Annotated in this window: 15 protein-coding genes; 9 read left to right on the forward strand and 6 right to left on the reverse strand. The window is 48.3% G+C overall.

The window, feature by feature from the left end:
• Window positions 1-4 precede the first annotated feature (4 nt).
• Entirely contained in the window at window positions 5-556 is a 552-nt protein-coding gene (locus tag OQ477_RS19505; protein ID WP_265973534.1) for a PadR family transcriptional regulator, read from the reverse strand.
• Window positions 557-789: 233 nt separating this feature from the next.
• Between OQ477_RS19505 and OQ477_RS19510 the strand changes: the two genes are divergently transcribed.
• The 5 genes from OQ477_RS19510 to bstA all read left to right on the forward strand — a co-directional run bounded on the left by OQ477_RS19510 (window position 790) and on the right by bstA (window position 6,067).
• Window positions 790-1,392: an NAD(P)H-dependent oxidoreductase gene (locus OQ477_RS19510; protein ID WP_032872373.1), complete on the forward strand. Its 603-nt coding sequence runs from the start codon at window positions 790-792 to the stop codon at window positions 1,390-1,392.
• The gene (locus OQ477_RS19515; protein ID WP_265973535.1) at window positions 1,383-2,471 is read left to right on the forward strand and encodes an acyltransferase family protein; all 1,089 of its coding nucleotides are present in this window, start codon (window positions 1,383-1,385) and stop codon (window positions 2,469-2,471) included. Before OQ477_RS19510 ends, OQ477_RS19515 begins: the two co-directional genes overlap by 10 nt.
• A 323-nt stretch (window positions 2,472-2,794) precedes the next feature.
• The gene (locus OQ477_RS19520) at window positions 2,795-5,206 is read left to right on the forward strand and encodes a PEP/pyruvate-binding domain-containing protein (protein ID WP_265973536.1); all 2,412 of its coding nucleotides are present in this window, start codon (window positions 2,795-2,797) and stop codon (window positions 5,204-5,206) included.
• Window positions 5,207-5,228: 22 nt separating this feature from the next.
• A complete protein-coding gene (locus OQ477_RS19525; RefSeq protein WP_265973537.1) occupies window positions 5,229-5,501 on the forward strand; it encodes a ribonuclease inhibitor Barstar in 273 nt (90 codons plus the stop codon).
• 23 nt (window positions 5,502-5,524) lie between these two features.
• Complete coding sequence (gene bstA / locus OQ477_RS19530) at window positions 5,525-6,067, forward strand: bacillithiol transferase BstA (RefSeq protein ID WP_007610139.1); 543 nt, start codon at window positions 5,525-5,527, stop codon at window positions 6,065-6,067.
• Here bstA and OQ477_RS19535 read toward each other — a convergent pair.
• A complete protein-coding gene (locus OQ477_RS19535) occupies window positions 6,027-7,619 on the reverse strand; it encodes an MFS transporter (RefSeq protein ID WP_265973538.1) in 1,593 nt (530 codons plus the stop codon). The genes bstA and OQ477_RS19535 overlap by 41 nt on opposite strands.
• A 108-nt stretch (window positions 7,620-7,727) precedes the next feature.
• Window positions 7,728-8,210 (reverse strand): MarR family transcriptional regulator, encoded by a 483-nt coding sequence (locus OQ477_RS19540; RefSeq protein WP_003155512.1) that lies wholly within the window; start codon window positions 8,208-8,210, stop codon window positions 7,728-7,730.
• Window positions 8,211-8,378: 168 nt separating this feature from the next.
• Between OQ477_RS19540 and mprF the strand changes: the two genes are divergently transcribed.
• The 3 genes from mprF (at window position 8,379) to OQ477_RS19555 (ending at window position 12,588) form a co-directional block, all read left to right on the forward strand.
• Window positions 8,379-10,949 carry a bifunctional lysylphosphatidylglycerol flippase/synthetase MprF gene (mprF, locus tag OQ477_RS19545; RefSeq protein WP_265973539.1) on the forward strand — a complete coding sequence of 857 codons (2,571 nt, stop codon included), beginning with the start codon at window positions 8,379-8,381 and terminating at the stop codon, window positions 10,947-10,949.
• A 93-nt stretch (window positions 10,950-11,042) separates the two neighbouring features.
• Window positions 11,043-11,927, forward strand: coding sequence for a PhzF family phenazine biosynthesis isomerase (locus OQ477_RS19550; RefSeq protein WP_265973540.1), 885 nt, complete (start codon window positions 11,043-11,045; stop codon window positions 11,925-11,927).
• Window positions 11,928-12,003: 76 nt separating this feature from the next.
• Entirely contained in the window at window positions 12,004-12,588 is a 585-nt protein-coding gene (locus tag OQ477_RS19555; RefSeq protein WP_265973541.1) for a nitroreductase, read from the forward strand.
• 39 nt (window positions 12,589-12,627) lie between these two features.
• Here OQ477_RS19555 and OQ477_RS19560 read toward each other — a convergent pair whose 3' ends face one another.
• From OQ477_RS19560 to OQ477_RS19570, 3 genes are all read right to left on the reverse strand, one after another.
• Complete coding sequence (locus tag OQ477_RS19560; protein WP_003155508.1) at window positions 12,628-12,819, reverse strand: YfhD family protein; 192 nt, start codon at window positions 12,817-12,819, stop codon at window positions 12,628-12,630.
• Window positions 12,820-12,889: 70 nt separating this feature from the next.
• Window positions 12,890-13,000 (reverse strand): YfhE family protein, encoded by a 111-nt coding sequence (locus OQ477_RS19565; protein WP_003155504.1) that lies wholly within the window; start codon window positions 12,998-13,000, stop codon window positions 12,890-12,892.
• Between the two features lie 57 nt (window positions 13,001-13,057).
• Window positions 13,058-13,957, reverse strand: a complete 900-nt coding sequence (locus OQ477_RS19570) for a TIGR01777 family oxidoreductase (RefSeq protein WP_101670554.1) — start codon at window positions 13,955-13,957, stop codon at window positions 13,058-13,060.
• Between the two features lie 91 nt (window positions 13,958-14,048).
• On the opposite strand from OQ477_RS19570, the gene recX reads away from it, so the two are divergent.
• Window positions 14,049-14,840 (forward strand): recombination regulator RecX, encoded by a 792-nt coding sequence (gene recX / locus OQ477_RS19575; protein WP_012117114.1) that lies wholly within the window; start codon window positions 14,049-14,051, stop codon window positions 14,838-14,840.
• The last annotated feature ends 6 nt before the right edge of the window (window positions 14,841-14,846 follow it).

Raw genomic sequence — 14,846 nt, forward strand, 5'->3', positions numbered from 1 at the left:
TTGTTTATGCTTTTTTGATGAGAGCCAAAATATCTTCAAGCCAGGAAATATAATTCCGTTCCCGCTCAAGCGCTTTTGTCAGCACGAGATAATGGCCGAAATCAGGAGAAGAAAATGAATCCGCCTCCGCGGATGATGCCATCAGTTCTTGATAACTGTTTTCCAGATCGGACAATTTCTCCTGCCGCTTTACGAGCTGATCGGTGAATAGCTCATCCGCTTCTTCCTGCGTCAACGCTGAGATGAAATAAGCCTTCAGCATAAATTCATCCTTCACCGTTTCCGGAATCGGGTCTTTTTTCGTCAGCCAGGCAGCAAGCTCCAGCTCTCCCTTGTCAGTCAGCGTGTACATTTTTTTCTCAAGCTTTGTTCCTTGAATCGCAGTGCGAAACGTAATAAATCCCTCAGCCGTCAGTTTTTTTAATTCCGGATAAATCTGGCTGTGCTTTGCGCTCCAAAACTGGCCGAGCTCTTCCTTAAAATAGCTCGATATATCATATCCGCTCAATTCGCCTTTTCGCAAAAGCCCTAAAATCGCGTACTTTAAAATTCTCATGTTGTCCTCCAAGCCCATTCATTTGACAGCTAGTATACCATACGGCCGCTCAAAAACGCAGAAGTGCCGGATGCTTGTAATTGAATCTGCGGCGGCAAAATCAGCGAAAATATGCAGAAAGGGGTTATTGAAACGGCAGCGGAACTGGAAAAAGCCTTTCTCATGTCTTTGCCTCATTCATATGACATCATGATATAATCATTGTAAAAATTAAGAAATACTGGGAGGGACATATGAAGACGGTGATTGTGTATGCAAACCCGGATGAGAACAGTTTCAATGCGGCTCTCGTAAAATACGTCGTCATGGCTTTAAAGGACAGCGGCCGAAGCTATACGGTCATTGACTTATACGCCGACCAATTTGATCCCGTGCTGAAGTACGGCGGCGAAAAAAAGCGCTCTGACATGAACCGGGACGCTGAAACGAAGAAATACCGGAAACTGATGAAAGAAGCGGATCATCTCATTTTCATCTACCCGCTGTGGTGGGGAGGCGTTCCGGCGATTATGAAAGGCTTTTTTGACAGAGTGCTTGTCGCCGGAGAAGCCTACACATATGAAAACGGCCGCGTAAAAGGACTGCTCCGGGCAGAGACGGCACAAGTCTTTTATACGGCGGATTCCCCGGGCTGGTACTTAAAGTGGTTCCGGAAAAACTCGGACTGGATTACGCTGAAAAAAGGCATTCTGCAATTTTGCGGCATTCAAAAAGCCGAGCGGAACCTTTTTTCTGTCGTCAAAACGAGCACACCCGAGCTGCGGGAAAAATGGCTGCGCCAAGCATACGCTAAAGTCCGGCGCGCTTGTGAAAAAGGAGCGGCCGCATGCAGATAAAAGAAATTTTTGTGATTCGCTGCCTGTCCTGTTTAAGCGTCGTTCTGCTTCACACAGTTTCAATGGTGCTGATGATTCAGGAAGAGTCCTTAGCCAGTGCCGCCCATACGGTTGATGCTTTTCGGACCCTGTTGATGTTCAGCACGCCGGCGTTTATCTTTATTTCGGAATTTCTGCTTGCCAGGTCATACCCGGGAGGCGTTCCCGCGGGTTTTTTAAAGAAAAGGGGCAAAGTCATTTTCGTGCCGTTTCTGTTTATTGCCGCGGTGGATGCCATTTTAATGAAAAGCGTGGCGGAAGAAGAAGCCGGATTCGTTTCAGTGATCGGTAAATTTTTAGAAAATGTGTTTTTAGGAAACTTCATCGGCTACTTCATTCTTGTGATCTTTCAATTTTACATTCTCCATATGCTGCTGCACCGCTGGCTGAACAACACATCTCCCGTGTGGGTGCTGTCTGTTTCGTTTATCATCAACGCCGTCTATCTGGCTTACTTTTCCATCTTTCATCCGCCGGCATCATCGGGGCTTGATTCTATTTTTCCGTTCTTTTGGGTTCCGTTTCCGGGCTGGGTGTTTTATTTCTGTCTGGCATTTTATTGCGGAAAGGAATATCCGCGTTTTTTATCGCTCATCAATCAGTACCGTTATGCGGTTTACTTCAGTGCGTCCGTATCGGCAATATTGATTGTGGCCGTTTCATATATCAGCGGCGGCTCCATTTCCTCTAAGCGTCCGGATATTATGATTTACGCGGTCAGTATGATCTTTCTGTGTTTTCATCTGTTTTCAAAGCTCAAAAAAGTGCCCGCGATTGTGATGATGATCAGCAACTATTCGTTTTCAATCTATCTGCTGCACTCCTACTTTTTAATCAGCGGATATCTTCTGGAAGGCTATTTGCGGTCAATGCCTTTGCCGGCTGCCATCCTTCTGCTGTTTTTGATCTGCACGCTCGGTCCCATTTTCGTATCTTGGGGGTGCAACCATTTCAGATACGGATACCTGTTTGTCGGGAAAGTGTATCAGCCGAAGCAGACCAAAAGAAATACAGCGGCGCATCAAGGCCGCACAGTCTGAAAAAAAGGCGGCGTTTCGGCCGCCTTTTTTGATACGGAAGTTGACATAACCTGCAAACGGAACCCCCCGCGGCAAGCCGGCAGCGAATGCCAGGCAAGCAGTATCGGTCAGCCTATCTCTAATTTTAATAGCGCTTTCACTATGATGCTGAAGACCCCCGCCTGCGGCCGTTTTGACGGATGCATTTATGACAAAATAACGCCATCGATTTTCTCCCTTGTGAAGACCGATATATTGTATACTTATAGGAAATACTTTCAAAAAAAGTGAAAAAGAGAAAAACTGTGAGCTTGGATGAACGACTAAAAAGGAGCGGGGACATTATGAATGACTGTGTCAAAACATTCGGAGAACTTCCGGCCGAACTTTATTCCTTTGCGGGAGGAAAAGGAAGCATTCTCTCTAAAATGTATCAAAGCGGGTATCCTGTGCCTGAAGGGTTTGTGATTTTGCCGTCTGCCTTTCAGGACGGACAGCTCCGCCATCAGGCGAGAGAGGCTGTTGATCAATATGTGAATTCCATCCGCAGCCGCCATGCATCTGCGTTGTTTGCCGTACGCTCATCCGCGCTGAGCGAGGATTCCGCTCAGGCTTCCTTTGCCGGAGAATTCGATACGGTGTTGAATGTCAAAACAGATCAAGACATGTTCAGGGCGATTGATGAAGTCCGCCGATCGACACAGTCAGAAAGAGTAAAAGCGTACAGCGCCGTTCAGGGAATGGAAGATGAGCATGAAATCGCAATCGTCATCCAGCTGATGATACCGTCTGAGATATCCGGAGTGCTGTTTACCGCAGATCCGATTACGGGGAGCAGGCGGGAGATGACAGGCAATTACGTCTACGGTCTCGGGGAGCAGCTCGTTTCCGGGGAAGCCGATGCCTATTCTTTTAAACTGGCACGGCCTAAGAAAAAATATGACGGCCCCGGGGAATTTCGCAAATATGCGTCAAAGCTCTATAAACTGGCGAAAAAGCTGGAAAAAGATCTTGGAGGGCCGCAGGATATTGAATGGGCCGCCGCGGGCGGGACATTGTATATTCTTCAATCCCGCCCGATTACGACCTTACAAGCCGGAAATCTGGAAACCTATGAATGGAATGATTCTTTCAGCGGTGATTTTTTATGGACAAACACCAATATAGGAGAAGCGATTCCCGATGTGATGACGCCGCTGACATGGTCGCTCCTCCGGAATCTGGATGAAGAGTCGGGCATCATTCCGGGCTATTATGTCTGGTCCGGCAATATTTGCGGCAGAGCCTATAACAATATGAGCCAGCCTCTTTCCGTTCTCGCCGCTTTCGGTCTGAATCCGAAAGGCGGAAAAATAGGAAAAATGATGAGCGATACATTGGGAGAAATCCCGGCGGAAATGAAGATTCCTTTATATCCGTTCTCAAAGTATGAACTTTTGAAGATCATCCCGAAAAAACTGAAACCGTATCTGTCGAAAATGAAGCAAGCGAAAAAAAACATGTCCTCCTACTTGGACGAATCGCCGGAGTGGTGCCGGAATATTGAGGAAAAGCTGAAACGTGCCGAAACGGAGCAGGCATTATTAGCGATATGGAATGATGAGGTCTATCCGTATTTATGCAACGCGTGGTTTGCGTTAATATCCGGCGGGCGTGATTCTGCGCAATCCTCTTCGTCGTTAACCTCTCAATTAACAAAACTCGCAGGAATAGAAGATGCGAATCTCCTGCTGTCCAATCTGAGGGGAAAAGGCGGACTGGCCAGCCTGGAGCCGATTATCGGCATTGATCAAGTCATGAAAGGCCGTATGAGCGAGGAAGAATATCTCAGGAACCAAGGCCACCGTGGTCCGCATGAATACGAACTTTCCATACCGCATCCGGGAGAAAACCGGGATTGGCTGACGAAGCAGATCAAAGAACACAAGGAGTCGGGTATTGATGCCGAACAACTGCTTTTGAAACAGCAGCGGGCGCATGAACAGGCCTTCCGAAGATTTGAAGAAAAGTTTCCTCATAAGGTCAAATGGCTCAAAGCCAAAATGGAAAAAGCGTCAAAATACGCGAATATTAGAGAAACAACCAGATCCGAATTTGTCAGGGTGTACCGGACAGCCAGAGCATTCGCGCTCAGAGCGGCGGAAATGACCGGCATGAAGGATGATATTTTCTTCCTGTATCTGCATGAAATAACCGATCTGCTCGCGGGAAAAGAGCCGGCGGTTGCGTCGATTCAAGCGAGAAAGCAAAACTATGAAACCTATAAAAAACTGCCGCCGTTCCCATCCGTTATTAACGGAAGATTCAATCCGTTTAAATGGGCTGAGGATCCTGACAGAAGAGCGGATTATTACGATGCTTTTATGCCTGCGGAAACTGATGATGCGCATACTTTAAAAGGTTTCGCGGGAGCGGCCGGGAGAGTGGAGGGCATTGTCCGTGTCCTTGATGCTCCGGAAGACGGGGATTCTTTTGCGGCGGGGGAAATTTTAGTGACGTCGACAACCAATGTAGGCTGGACCCCGCTTTTTCCAAGAGCGGCTGCTATCATAACGGATGTCGGCGCCCCTTTGTCCCACGCGGCGATCGTCGCCCGGGAACTGGGGATTCCTGCCGTTGTCGGGTGCGGAAATGCAACGTCAAAACTGAAAACGGGGGACAGGGTGGCCGTTGACGGCGGGCAAGGCATCGTCCAGCTGGAACCGCGGCAGACTCCGGTTACTTCTGAAGAGGAAAATGGTAAACTGATAGAATAAAATCATGAGAAAGGAGCCGCGCATGAATAAAGCAGTTATTAACGGGGAGCAAATCAGAAGTATGAGCGACCTGCACCAGGCATTGAAAAAGGAACTTGCCCTTCCTGAATACTACGGTGAAAACCTTGACGCTTTATGGGATTGTCTGACCGGATGGGTGGAATACCCCCTCGTTTTAGAATGGAGACAGTTTGAACAAAGCAAGCAGCTTACAGAAAATGGCGCCGAGAGTGTGCTTCAGGTCTTTCGTGAAGCGAAAGCGGAAGGCTGCGACATCACCATCATACTTTCATAATACGATCAACGGGAGAGACAAAAATGGAAAAACAAACCCTCAGCTATCCGATTGGAGAATATCAGCCGGCTGAATCGATTTCGGCCGGACAGAAACAAGAATGGATCAATGCGCTGGAACACGCTCCGGCCAAACTGAAACAAGCTGTCAGAGCGATGTCGGACAGTCAGCTTGATACGCCGTACCGCGAAGGGGGATGGACTGTCCGCCAAGTGGTTCACCATCTGGCGGACAGCCACATGAACGGCTATACCCGGTTTAAATTGAGCTTAACGGAGAATGAACCGGAAATCCGTCCTTATGACGAAAAAGGCTGGGCCGATCTTCATGATTCCAAAACCGCCGCTTGCGGAGATGCGCTTGAGCTGTTAACGATCCTGCACAGAAGATGGGCCGCTCTTTTGCGCTCCATGACGGAAGCCCAATTCAAACGGACATACTTCCATCCTGTATCTAAAGAGACGGTTACGCTGGAACAAGCGCTCGGGCTATATGTCTGGCACTCTGAACATCACATCGCCCATATTACTGAGCTTTCCCGGCGGATGGGCTGGCATCTGTCTTAGAGGATGCCGGCTTCCGGAAATACGCCAAAACCGCCGCAGACACAATCGTGCATAATGAAATGACGGCGGCTGCCGTATAAAGATGGTGGTAGCCGCTGGAAATGCCCGCTTCAATCGCATCAAAAACCGCTTTTTTGACGGCGGGAACGGGAATTCGGCTTACCTGCTCCTGCAACGAAGAAAGTCCGCCGCCGATATCGGGCATTTGCGCCTGATCAGCGGGAATGCCGCTTTTCGCTAAACGGTTTTTGATGTCATCTCCGATCCGGTCAAAGCCCGCTGTAATGAAGCCGGCATATAAAGCCGGAGCGAGCGTCAGCCCGACCTGCCTTACGAGTGACAGCGTGCCGAGCGCTGTTCCTTTGTTTTGGCCCGCCGTTTCTGATACAAGCACATTCAGCGGAGCCCCGAGCAGAAATCCGAAACCGATCCCGGCAATGACACTCGCTGTGACAAATTCCCATTTATCCGTCACCCATAACGGAAACAGGCTGAAGCCTGCAAATGCGATGGCGCCTGATACAACCGCGGAGAAGACCGGCCCTTTTTTATCCGTGATCGCCCCGCCGAGCCACGCTCCGATTCCTGACGCCAACGCGAGCGGCGTCATCCAATAACCCGCTTTCTCCGCCGATACGTGCAAATATTGCTCCGCATAAGAAGGAATAAAAATGACCGCAGCGAGCAGCCCTCCCGATAAAAATCCGATGACAAGCGTCCATTGAAACACTTTATTTTGCAGCAGCGAGTAGGCGAGAATCGGATCGCCCCCTCGGTTTTCAACCCGCTTTTCGACTTTAAGCAGCACCAGAAAGAGAAGTGCCGCTCCCAAAAGATACCCGTACACCTTTACGTTCATTATGCTTTCTGACAGCTTCGCCCCATCGAGATTCGTGATACCGATCATGCAAGATAAGATCGCAAGAGACAGCAGCATTGTGCCGGCGAGATCAAGCCGTTTCGCCTCAGGCTCTTTCGTTTCAGCGATAAACAAACCGCCGCACACAACCAAAGCGGCGGCAATCGGCAGATTAATCAAGAACAGCCAATGCCACGACCCGGTTACATCAAGCAAAAAGCTCCCGATATTCGGTCCGAGGACGGCCGCCATACCGTTCATCGCCCCTAAAAGCCCGAGAGCTTTCCCCTGTTTCTCCTTCGGAAGCACGGCCAGCACATGCGAACTCCCGATAATAAAAATTCCGCCGCCGCCAAGGGCCTGAATGAGCCGTGCCGCCAAAAACATCGGGAAGCTCTGACTGAGTGCGACAAGCAAAGAGCCGAGTCCGAACAGCCCGACTTCAATCATAAACAGCTTTTTCCGCCCGTATCGGTCCGACAGCTTGCCGACAATCGGCACACTGACACTGAGTCCCAATGTGTAAAGGGTCACTCCCCACGATCCCCATGAAGGAGAAACATCAAAAGATCTGTTAATCGTCGTCAGAGCAGCGGAAATAATTCCGTTGTCCAGCGCCGCCATGAACACACCGATCGTAAAGAGAGTGATGGCCCAGCTCTGGTTTTTTTCTGTTTGCAATGGCTCCGGCATACTGATCAATCCTTCCGTTTTTAATTCACTTCGAATATATTATTCACTTCAAGTGAATTAAATGTCAAATAAAAAAAGGCCGCCGATACCGGCAGGCCTTTTTCATCTCTATGCCTGTTTGGAAGAATCAAGCGCTCTTGCCAAAATGGCAAGTCCTTGATTGACCGTTTGTTTTTCTTCAGCGGTCAGTGTTTCCAATGAACGCTTCAATTTTACATGTCCTTTTTGATAAAGGCTGCGGAAAATATCTTTCGCGTTTTCCGTTAATTGAACGACGACTGAACGGCGGTCTTCTTCTGACGGAGCGCGTGTAATGAAACATGATTTTTCTAAACGGTCAAGCAGCCCCGTCGTATTTGAAAGAGAAGCGCCCATTTTCTCCGCTATGTCACTCACCTTAAGCGTCCCGTGGTTGTTCAGAAGCATCAGCACCTTCATTTGCGGCATGCTCATATCAAGCTTCATCCACTCAGACACATCGCCGAGCCCCGCCGATGTCATCACTTTCATGTACAGCACCCAAATATCCCGTTCCTCAGGAGAAAAAATATCGCCGCCTAATACTGTTGTATCATGCAGATTATAATCCATCGTCTCACTTCCTCATTCATACTCCTGCATACCATATTACTGATTTTAATCAGAGAAAGAAAGTTGCAGACGAGTTTTGTTTGAATGTGAGGTGGTAGTGTATAATATGTTGGAGATTATTGGGGGAATTATAATAAATAAGCTATTTTATGATGATTGGAGAGAACATTGCTGACTAAAAAGAATGCCTTATCGATATTAAAAGTATTATTTCCTATTGCAGTTTTGCTTTTAGTCATTTATCAGTCCAAAAAGGAATTGACAGACCTTTCTTTTAAACGAACGCTGTACATTATTAACGGGATTGAGCGTTACGATTTATTTATTCTCGTTCTGCTCGGCCTTCTTGCCGTCAGCGCGATGTCCTTTTATGACTTTGTGCTGAAACGGACGCTTCGCCTCAACATTCCGAATTGGAAAGTATTCAGGGTCTCCTTTATCGCCAATTCCTTTAACAATGTCCTTGGATTCGGCGGTCTGGCGGGCGTCGGGCTGCGGACGATGCTTTACAAAGAACATACGAATGACGTAAAACGCCTCGTCGCAGGCATCGCCTGGCTTACGTCCTCAGCGCTGCTCGGGCTGTCCGTCTTCAGTATCCTGACCATCGCCCGGGTTCTGCCGGTTGGAGAGATTACAGGTGAGAAACCGTGGATGTGGGCTGTTATTGCCGGAGTGGCGCTTATTGTGCCGGCAGCCTTAATCGCCGCTGGAATCAACAATAAAAAAGCTGGCGCAGAAGACGGTGAAGCAAAACCGAGGCATCCGGTTTTTTCTTACATCGGGGCATCGTTTGCCGAGTGGTTTGCGGCGGCCGTCGTCATGTATTATTCCCTGTATGTCATGGGGATTCACGCGGATGTCCGCCATGTATTCGGGGTATTTGCCATTGCCGCTATCGGGGGAATCATCAGCCTTGTGCCGGGAGGATTCGGTTCGTTTGACCTTCTGTTTCTGCTCGGCATGCAGAATATGGGCTTTCCCCAGGAGGCGGTTGTGACATCCATCGTCATCTACCGGATTGTGTATTCATTTATTCCGTTTGTGTTCGGGCTGTTCTTTGCGGCCGGCGACTTAACGGAAAATACGCTTAAACGGCTGGAATCAAATCCGAAGATGGCGCCTGCCGTGGAAACGACGAACGTGCTTCTCGTATTCCAGCGCGCCATCTTAATCAGGGTGCTTTACGGTTCGCTGTCGCTTTTGGTTTTCGTGTCGGGAGTCGTTGTGCTTGCGTCCGTCGCCCTGCCGATCGACAGGGAGACGGTCATTCCGCACATTCCGCGCCCGGCGCTCCTTGCGTTTAACGCGTTATCGCTAAGCGCGGCTTTGATTCTATTAATTTTGCCGATTGAATTATACAAACGGACGAAACGTTCTTATTCAATGGCGGTTGCCGCGCTGGTCGGCGGTTTTGTGTTCAGTTTCTTAAAAGGAATGAACATCAGCGCGATCTTTATTCTGCCTGTCGTCATCGTATTGCTTGTGCTGTTAAAGCGGCAGTTTATCAGAGAGCAGGCATCGTATACGCTCGGCCAGATGATTTTTGCGGCCGCTCTGTTTATTATCGCCTTGTTTAACTACAATCTCATTGCCGGCTTTATTTGGGATAAAATGAATCGGCTGCTGCGCCACGATTATTTCGTCCATAACAATTCGCACATTACATATGCCACGATGACGGCCATTATTGTTGTGCCGCTGTTTTTCCTTTTGTTTACGGTCTTTTATCATAAAAGATTGAAGCCGATCGGAGAAGAGGCCGATCCTGATCGGCTGAAGTCCTTTTTGGCGGAAGAAGGCGGAAATGCGCTCAGCCATCTCGGCTTTCTCGGGGATAAGCGGTTTTATTTCTCAAGCGACGGCAAAGCGCTTTTATTGTTCAGCCAGATTTCCAGAAGGCTTGTCGTGCTCGGTGATCCGTCAGGACAGAGAGACTCTTTTCCGCTTGTGATTGAGGAATTTCTGAATGAAGCGCATAAGCAGGGGCTGAGTGTCATGTTTTATCAGATCGAACGTGAAGATCTGGCGCTGTACCATGACTTCGGCTATAACTTCTTCAAGCTTGGAGAAGAAGCGTTCGTGGATATGGAGGCCTTTACGCTCTCAGGTAAGAAAAAAGCGGGGCTGCGGGCGATTAACAACAAATTTGACCGCGAAGGCTACACATTTCATGTCGGGGAACCGCCGTTTTCCTCCGAGTTTATCGCCAAACTGAAAGACATTTCGGACGAATGGCTCGGACCGAAAAAAGAGAAAGGTTTTTCTCTCGGTTTCTTCGACCGGGATTATCTGGAACAGGCGCCGATTGCTTACGTGAAAGACGCGGAAGGGGAGATCATCGCTTTTGCCAACCTGATGCCGATGTATCAGGAAGGCGAGATATCCGTCGACTTGATGCGTTATCGGAAAAGTGCGCCGAACGGTATCATGGACGCGCTTTTCATCCGTCTGTTTCTCTGGGCGCAGGAAAAAGGCTATACCACCTTCAATATGGGCATGGCGCCTTTGTCAAACGTAGGAACGGCTTTTACATCTTTCTGGTCGGAAAGAATCGCGGCCGTCATCTTCAACAACGTCCGGTATATGTACAGCTTCAGCGGGCTGCGGGCCTTTAAAGAAAAATACAAACCGGAGTGGCGCGGGAAATACTTGGCGTACCGCAAAAACAGATCGCTGTCCGTCACGATGATCCTCGTCACCCGCCTGATCGGAAAAACCAAAAAAAGACGCCGTTAAAAGGCGTCTTTTTTTTGAATAATTGACTAAAAATTCTAATTCCACTCTGTTATACTGAATAACATGATCATAAGGTGAAAGGAAGGCTGATGAATGAAACAGGCAACCGTGTTTAAATATGAAGCGTTTTCCGATATTCCGGATTTGGGAAATCCCGCGGGAATCGTCTTTAACGGAGATGATTATTCAGATGAAGAGATGCAGATGATCGCCGAAATGGCAGGGTACAATGAAACCTCATTTCTCTGTAAAAGCGGAGAAGCCGATCTACGCATCCGCTATTTTACACCCGGCCACGAAATGAATTTATGCGGACATGCTACCGTCGCCTCTCTTTACGCATTAATTGAAAAGGGAAGGCTTCAGGCTGATCAGACATATCAAATTGAAACAAAAGCCGGCATTCTTCCCGCAAAAGCCGCTGAACGAAACGGCCGGGTATACATCACACTCAAACAGGCTCCCCCGCAATTTCTGCCGTTTACGGGAGACAAAGAAAAGCTTGCGGCCTCGCTCGGGATTACGGCTGAGGATTTTCACAGCGAGCTGCCGATTGTCTACGGATCAACGGGGATCTGGACACTGATTGTTCCGCTGAGATCACTTAAAGCATCACGGAATATGGTGCCGGACAACGCACAATTCCCCGCTGTTTTGCGCGATCTTCCGAAAGCGAGCGTTCATCCGTTTTCTCTTGAAACCGTTCATCCGGAAAGTGATCTGCACGGACGCCATTTTTCTTCCCCTTTCTCCGGAACGACCGAAGATCCTGTCACGGGAACCGCTTCAGGCGTCATGGCAGCCTATATGCGGCAATACGGAGGCTCCGAAGCCGAATGCCTCACGATTGAACAAGGTCAGGAAATCGGGAAAGACGGAAAAGTGGAAATCAGGATTACAGAAGATAACGAAAAGATGAACATCAAGATGACGGGAACGGCCGTGTATGCCGAAACAATCAATTTTCAGCTTCCGTAACGGTTTACAAAAGCCGGTCGTATCCGTTATATTATAAATGATAATCATTTTCATTTGGATAGGAAGGTGAATCGGCATGCCGAAAACCGAACAATTACAGCAAAACGAAAGTCTTGCACATACAATCAGAAACAGAAGATCCATCCGGTCGTTTAAACCGGAAACCGTACCTTCTGAAGTCATATTAGAGATGCTTGAAACGGCCGTTTACGCACCGAACCACAGACTGACGGAGCCATGGCGTTTTATCTACGCAGCAAGCGAAGCGGGAAAAGCAAAGCTTGCGGACAGCTACGTCTCATTTTTCAAAAAGATAAAAGATGATTTCAACGAGGAAAAAGAGCGGAACATGAGAAAAAACCTCAGCGCCGTTCCGGGATTTTTACTGGTTGTCTTAAAAGAAGATGAAAATGAATTTACGAGAAACGATGATTTCGCGGCGCTGAGCGGCATGATTCAAAACCTTCAGCTTCTCGCACATGAAAATGGCATCGGCATGGTCTGGAAAAGCGGCCGCATTATGTATGACAAACAGGTGCACCAAGACTTCGGACTTGCGGATAATGAGCGCTTTGCCGCTATCATTCAAATGGGCTATCCGGACGAACAGCCTAAGGCGAAAGAACGGACGCCGGCAAAAAGCCTGTTTACCGAACTGTAAAAAAAATCCCCGTCTCTATACAGAGGCGGGGATTTCGTATTAGCGGGTTTTGCTTTTTGCTCTGTTGTCAGCGGCTTTCATCCGCGCCTGCGCTTCGCGGTCAGCGGAATCAGCAAGCTCGCTTGAATATTCCTCATATGTGCCGTCTGTTTCGCGTTTCAAAGCATCCGGAACTTGAGGAAGTTTTTGTTTGTTTTTATCACGGTTTTTGTGAGTATGATTTCTGCCCATATCAATCGCCCCCTGAAAAAAGTGATATCAAACAAACATAGTATCTGCCCGGTTCCGGACTTTATTCAGTTTATTTCCGTTTGGCTGCTCTTTCCGCTTTTTTGAATTCACCGGAATAAAGGACTTCCTGCATTTTTTTCAGATTGGCTCCCTGCTGATGTTTTTCGCGCTTCTTTTCCATAAAAGAAGACCCTCCTTCAAAACAGAATACCAATAGGATTGGCTTTTATTTCCGTTTTTATGCAGATAAGAGATCCTTTAAAGCCAAATCAAGTTCTTCATACGTAAATTGAAAACCGGATGTCAGCGCCTGCTTAGGCAGAGCGCGCTGGCCTTTTACGATCAGCAGGCTCATTTCTCCCAAGGCCTTCTCCAGAAAAAGTTCCGGTACGGGAATCCAATGGGGGCGGTGCAGGACGCCTGCGATCGTCTTTCCGAATTGCTTCATTTCTACGGGGTTCGGTGATGTCACATTCATGGGACCGGACAAGTCATCATGCTCCGCCGCATAAGCGATGAGTTCCGCGGCGTCATCCACATGAACCCATGACAGCCATTGCCGTCCAGAGCCGATGGTGCCGCCGGCTAACAGCTTATAAGGGAGAACCATGAGCGGCAGGGCGCCTTTTTCACCGAGCATCACCCCGAATCTGGCATATACCGTCCGGATGCCGAGCGCTTCAATTTTCTGGCCTTCACGCTCCCACATATGAGCCGTATGACTGAGAAAATCTTCATTTGACGTATCTGACTGTTCGGTGAACGTTTTTTCTGTGCTTGTGCCGTAAATGCCGACGGCGCTTGCCTGAATTAAAGCCCGGGGTTTTTTCGGCTGCTGCTTCATAATCCGTCTGACTTCTCTCGTCGCTTCTACCCGGCTTGAGATGATTTGTTCCTTCGTTGTGTCCGTCCAGCGGTCAAAGATGGATTTGCCGGCGAGGTTCACCCATACATCAATAGGAGGAAGCTCGCGCTCAGGCGCCGCGTTTTCGGCCAGCCATTGAACATATGTCACATTTTTTTGTTCGGTTTCTCTCTGTTTTCTTGATAAAATATAGACATGATGTCCCCGGCGGGTAAACACACCTGTCAGATGCCGGCCCAGAAAACCAGTGCCGCCTGTCATCGCGATATTCATATCCATCTCTCCTTACACGTTGATACATATACTGTACCTCATTTGCCAAAAAGAAAAACGCCTGAACATCGGGGCGGGAAAGGAGACCGGGATGCCGTTTATTACAAAAATATCGACCCAAAAGAAAAATACCGAGCGCTTCAACATCTTTCTTGATGAGAAATATGCATTCAGCGTCGACGCCGACGTGCTTGTGCGTTTTGACCTGAAAAAAGGGAAAGAACTGGACGAGCTTGACATTCTTGAAATCCAGTACGGCGATGACGTGAAAAAAGCCTTTAACCGCGCCGTAGAATTTTTATCATACCGGATGCGCTCTGAAAAAGAAGTCCGGGATCATCTGAAGAAAAAAGAAACACCGGACATGGTCATTTCTGAAGTCATCCATAAACTGTACGATTACCGCTACTTAAATGACAAAGAATTTGCCGAAGCCTATGCGAGCACCCACAAAAAAACAAACGGCAAAGGCCCTGACGTCCTGTTCCGCGAGCTGAAAGCGAAAGGAATAGACGACGACACCATCAAGGAGACGCTCAGTGCGTTTACATTTGATGAGCAGATACAAGAAGCGCTGAAACATATCGGCAAAATCCTGAAAAAGGACAAAAAGCTGTCCACAAAAGAGATCAGACAGCGGGCGCAGATGCAGCTTCAGCGAAAAGGTTTCCCTTTCGACGTCATCAATGCCGCTCTGGAGCAGACGGAGTATGAAAATGATGATGAAGCCGAGATGGAAGCTCTGAAGGCTCATGCGGAAAAAGCGATCAGGAAATACCGCTATGACGGCAGCTATGAAAGCGGAATGAAGGTTAAACAGTACTTATTCAGAAAAGGATTCTCGATTGACGATATTGATCAATTCTTGCAGGAAGAGGAGTAAACTGAA

Origin of the sequence: Bacillus sp. ChL18 (genome assembly GCF_026241425.1) — a bacterium.
GTDB classification, from domain to species: domain Bacteria; phylum Bacillota; class Bacilli; order Bacillales; family Bacillaceae; genus Bacillus; species Bacillus velezensis.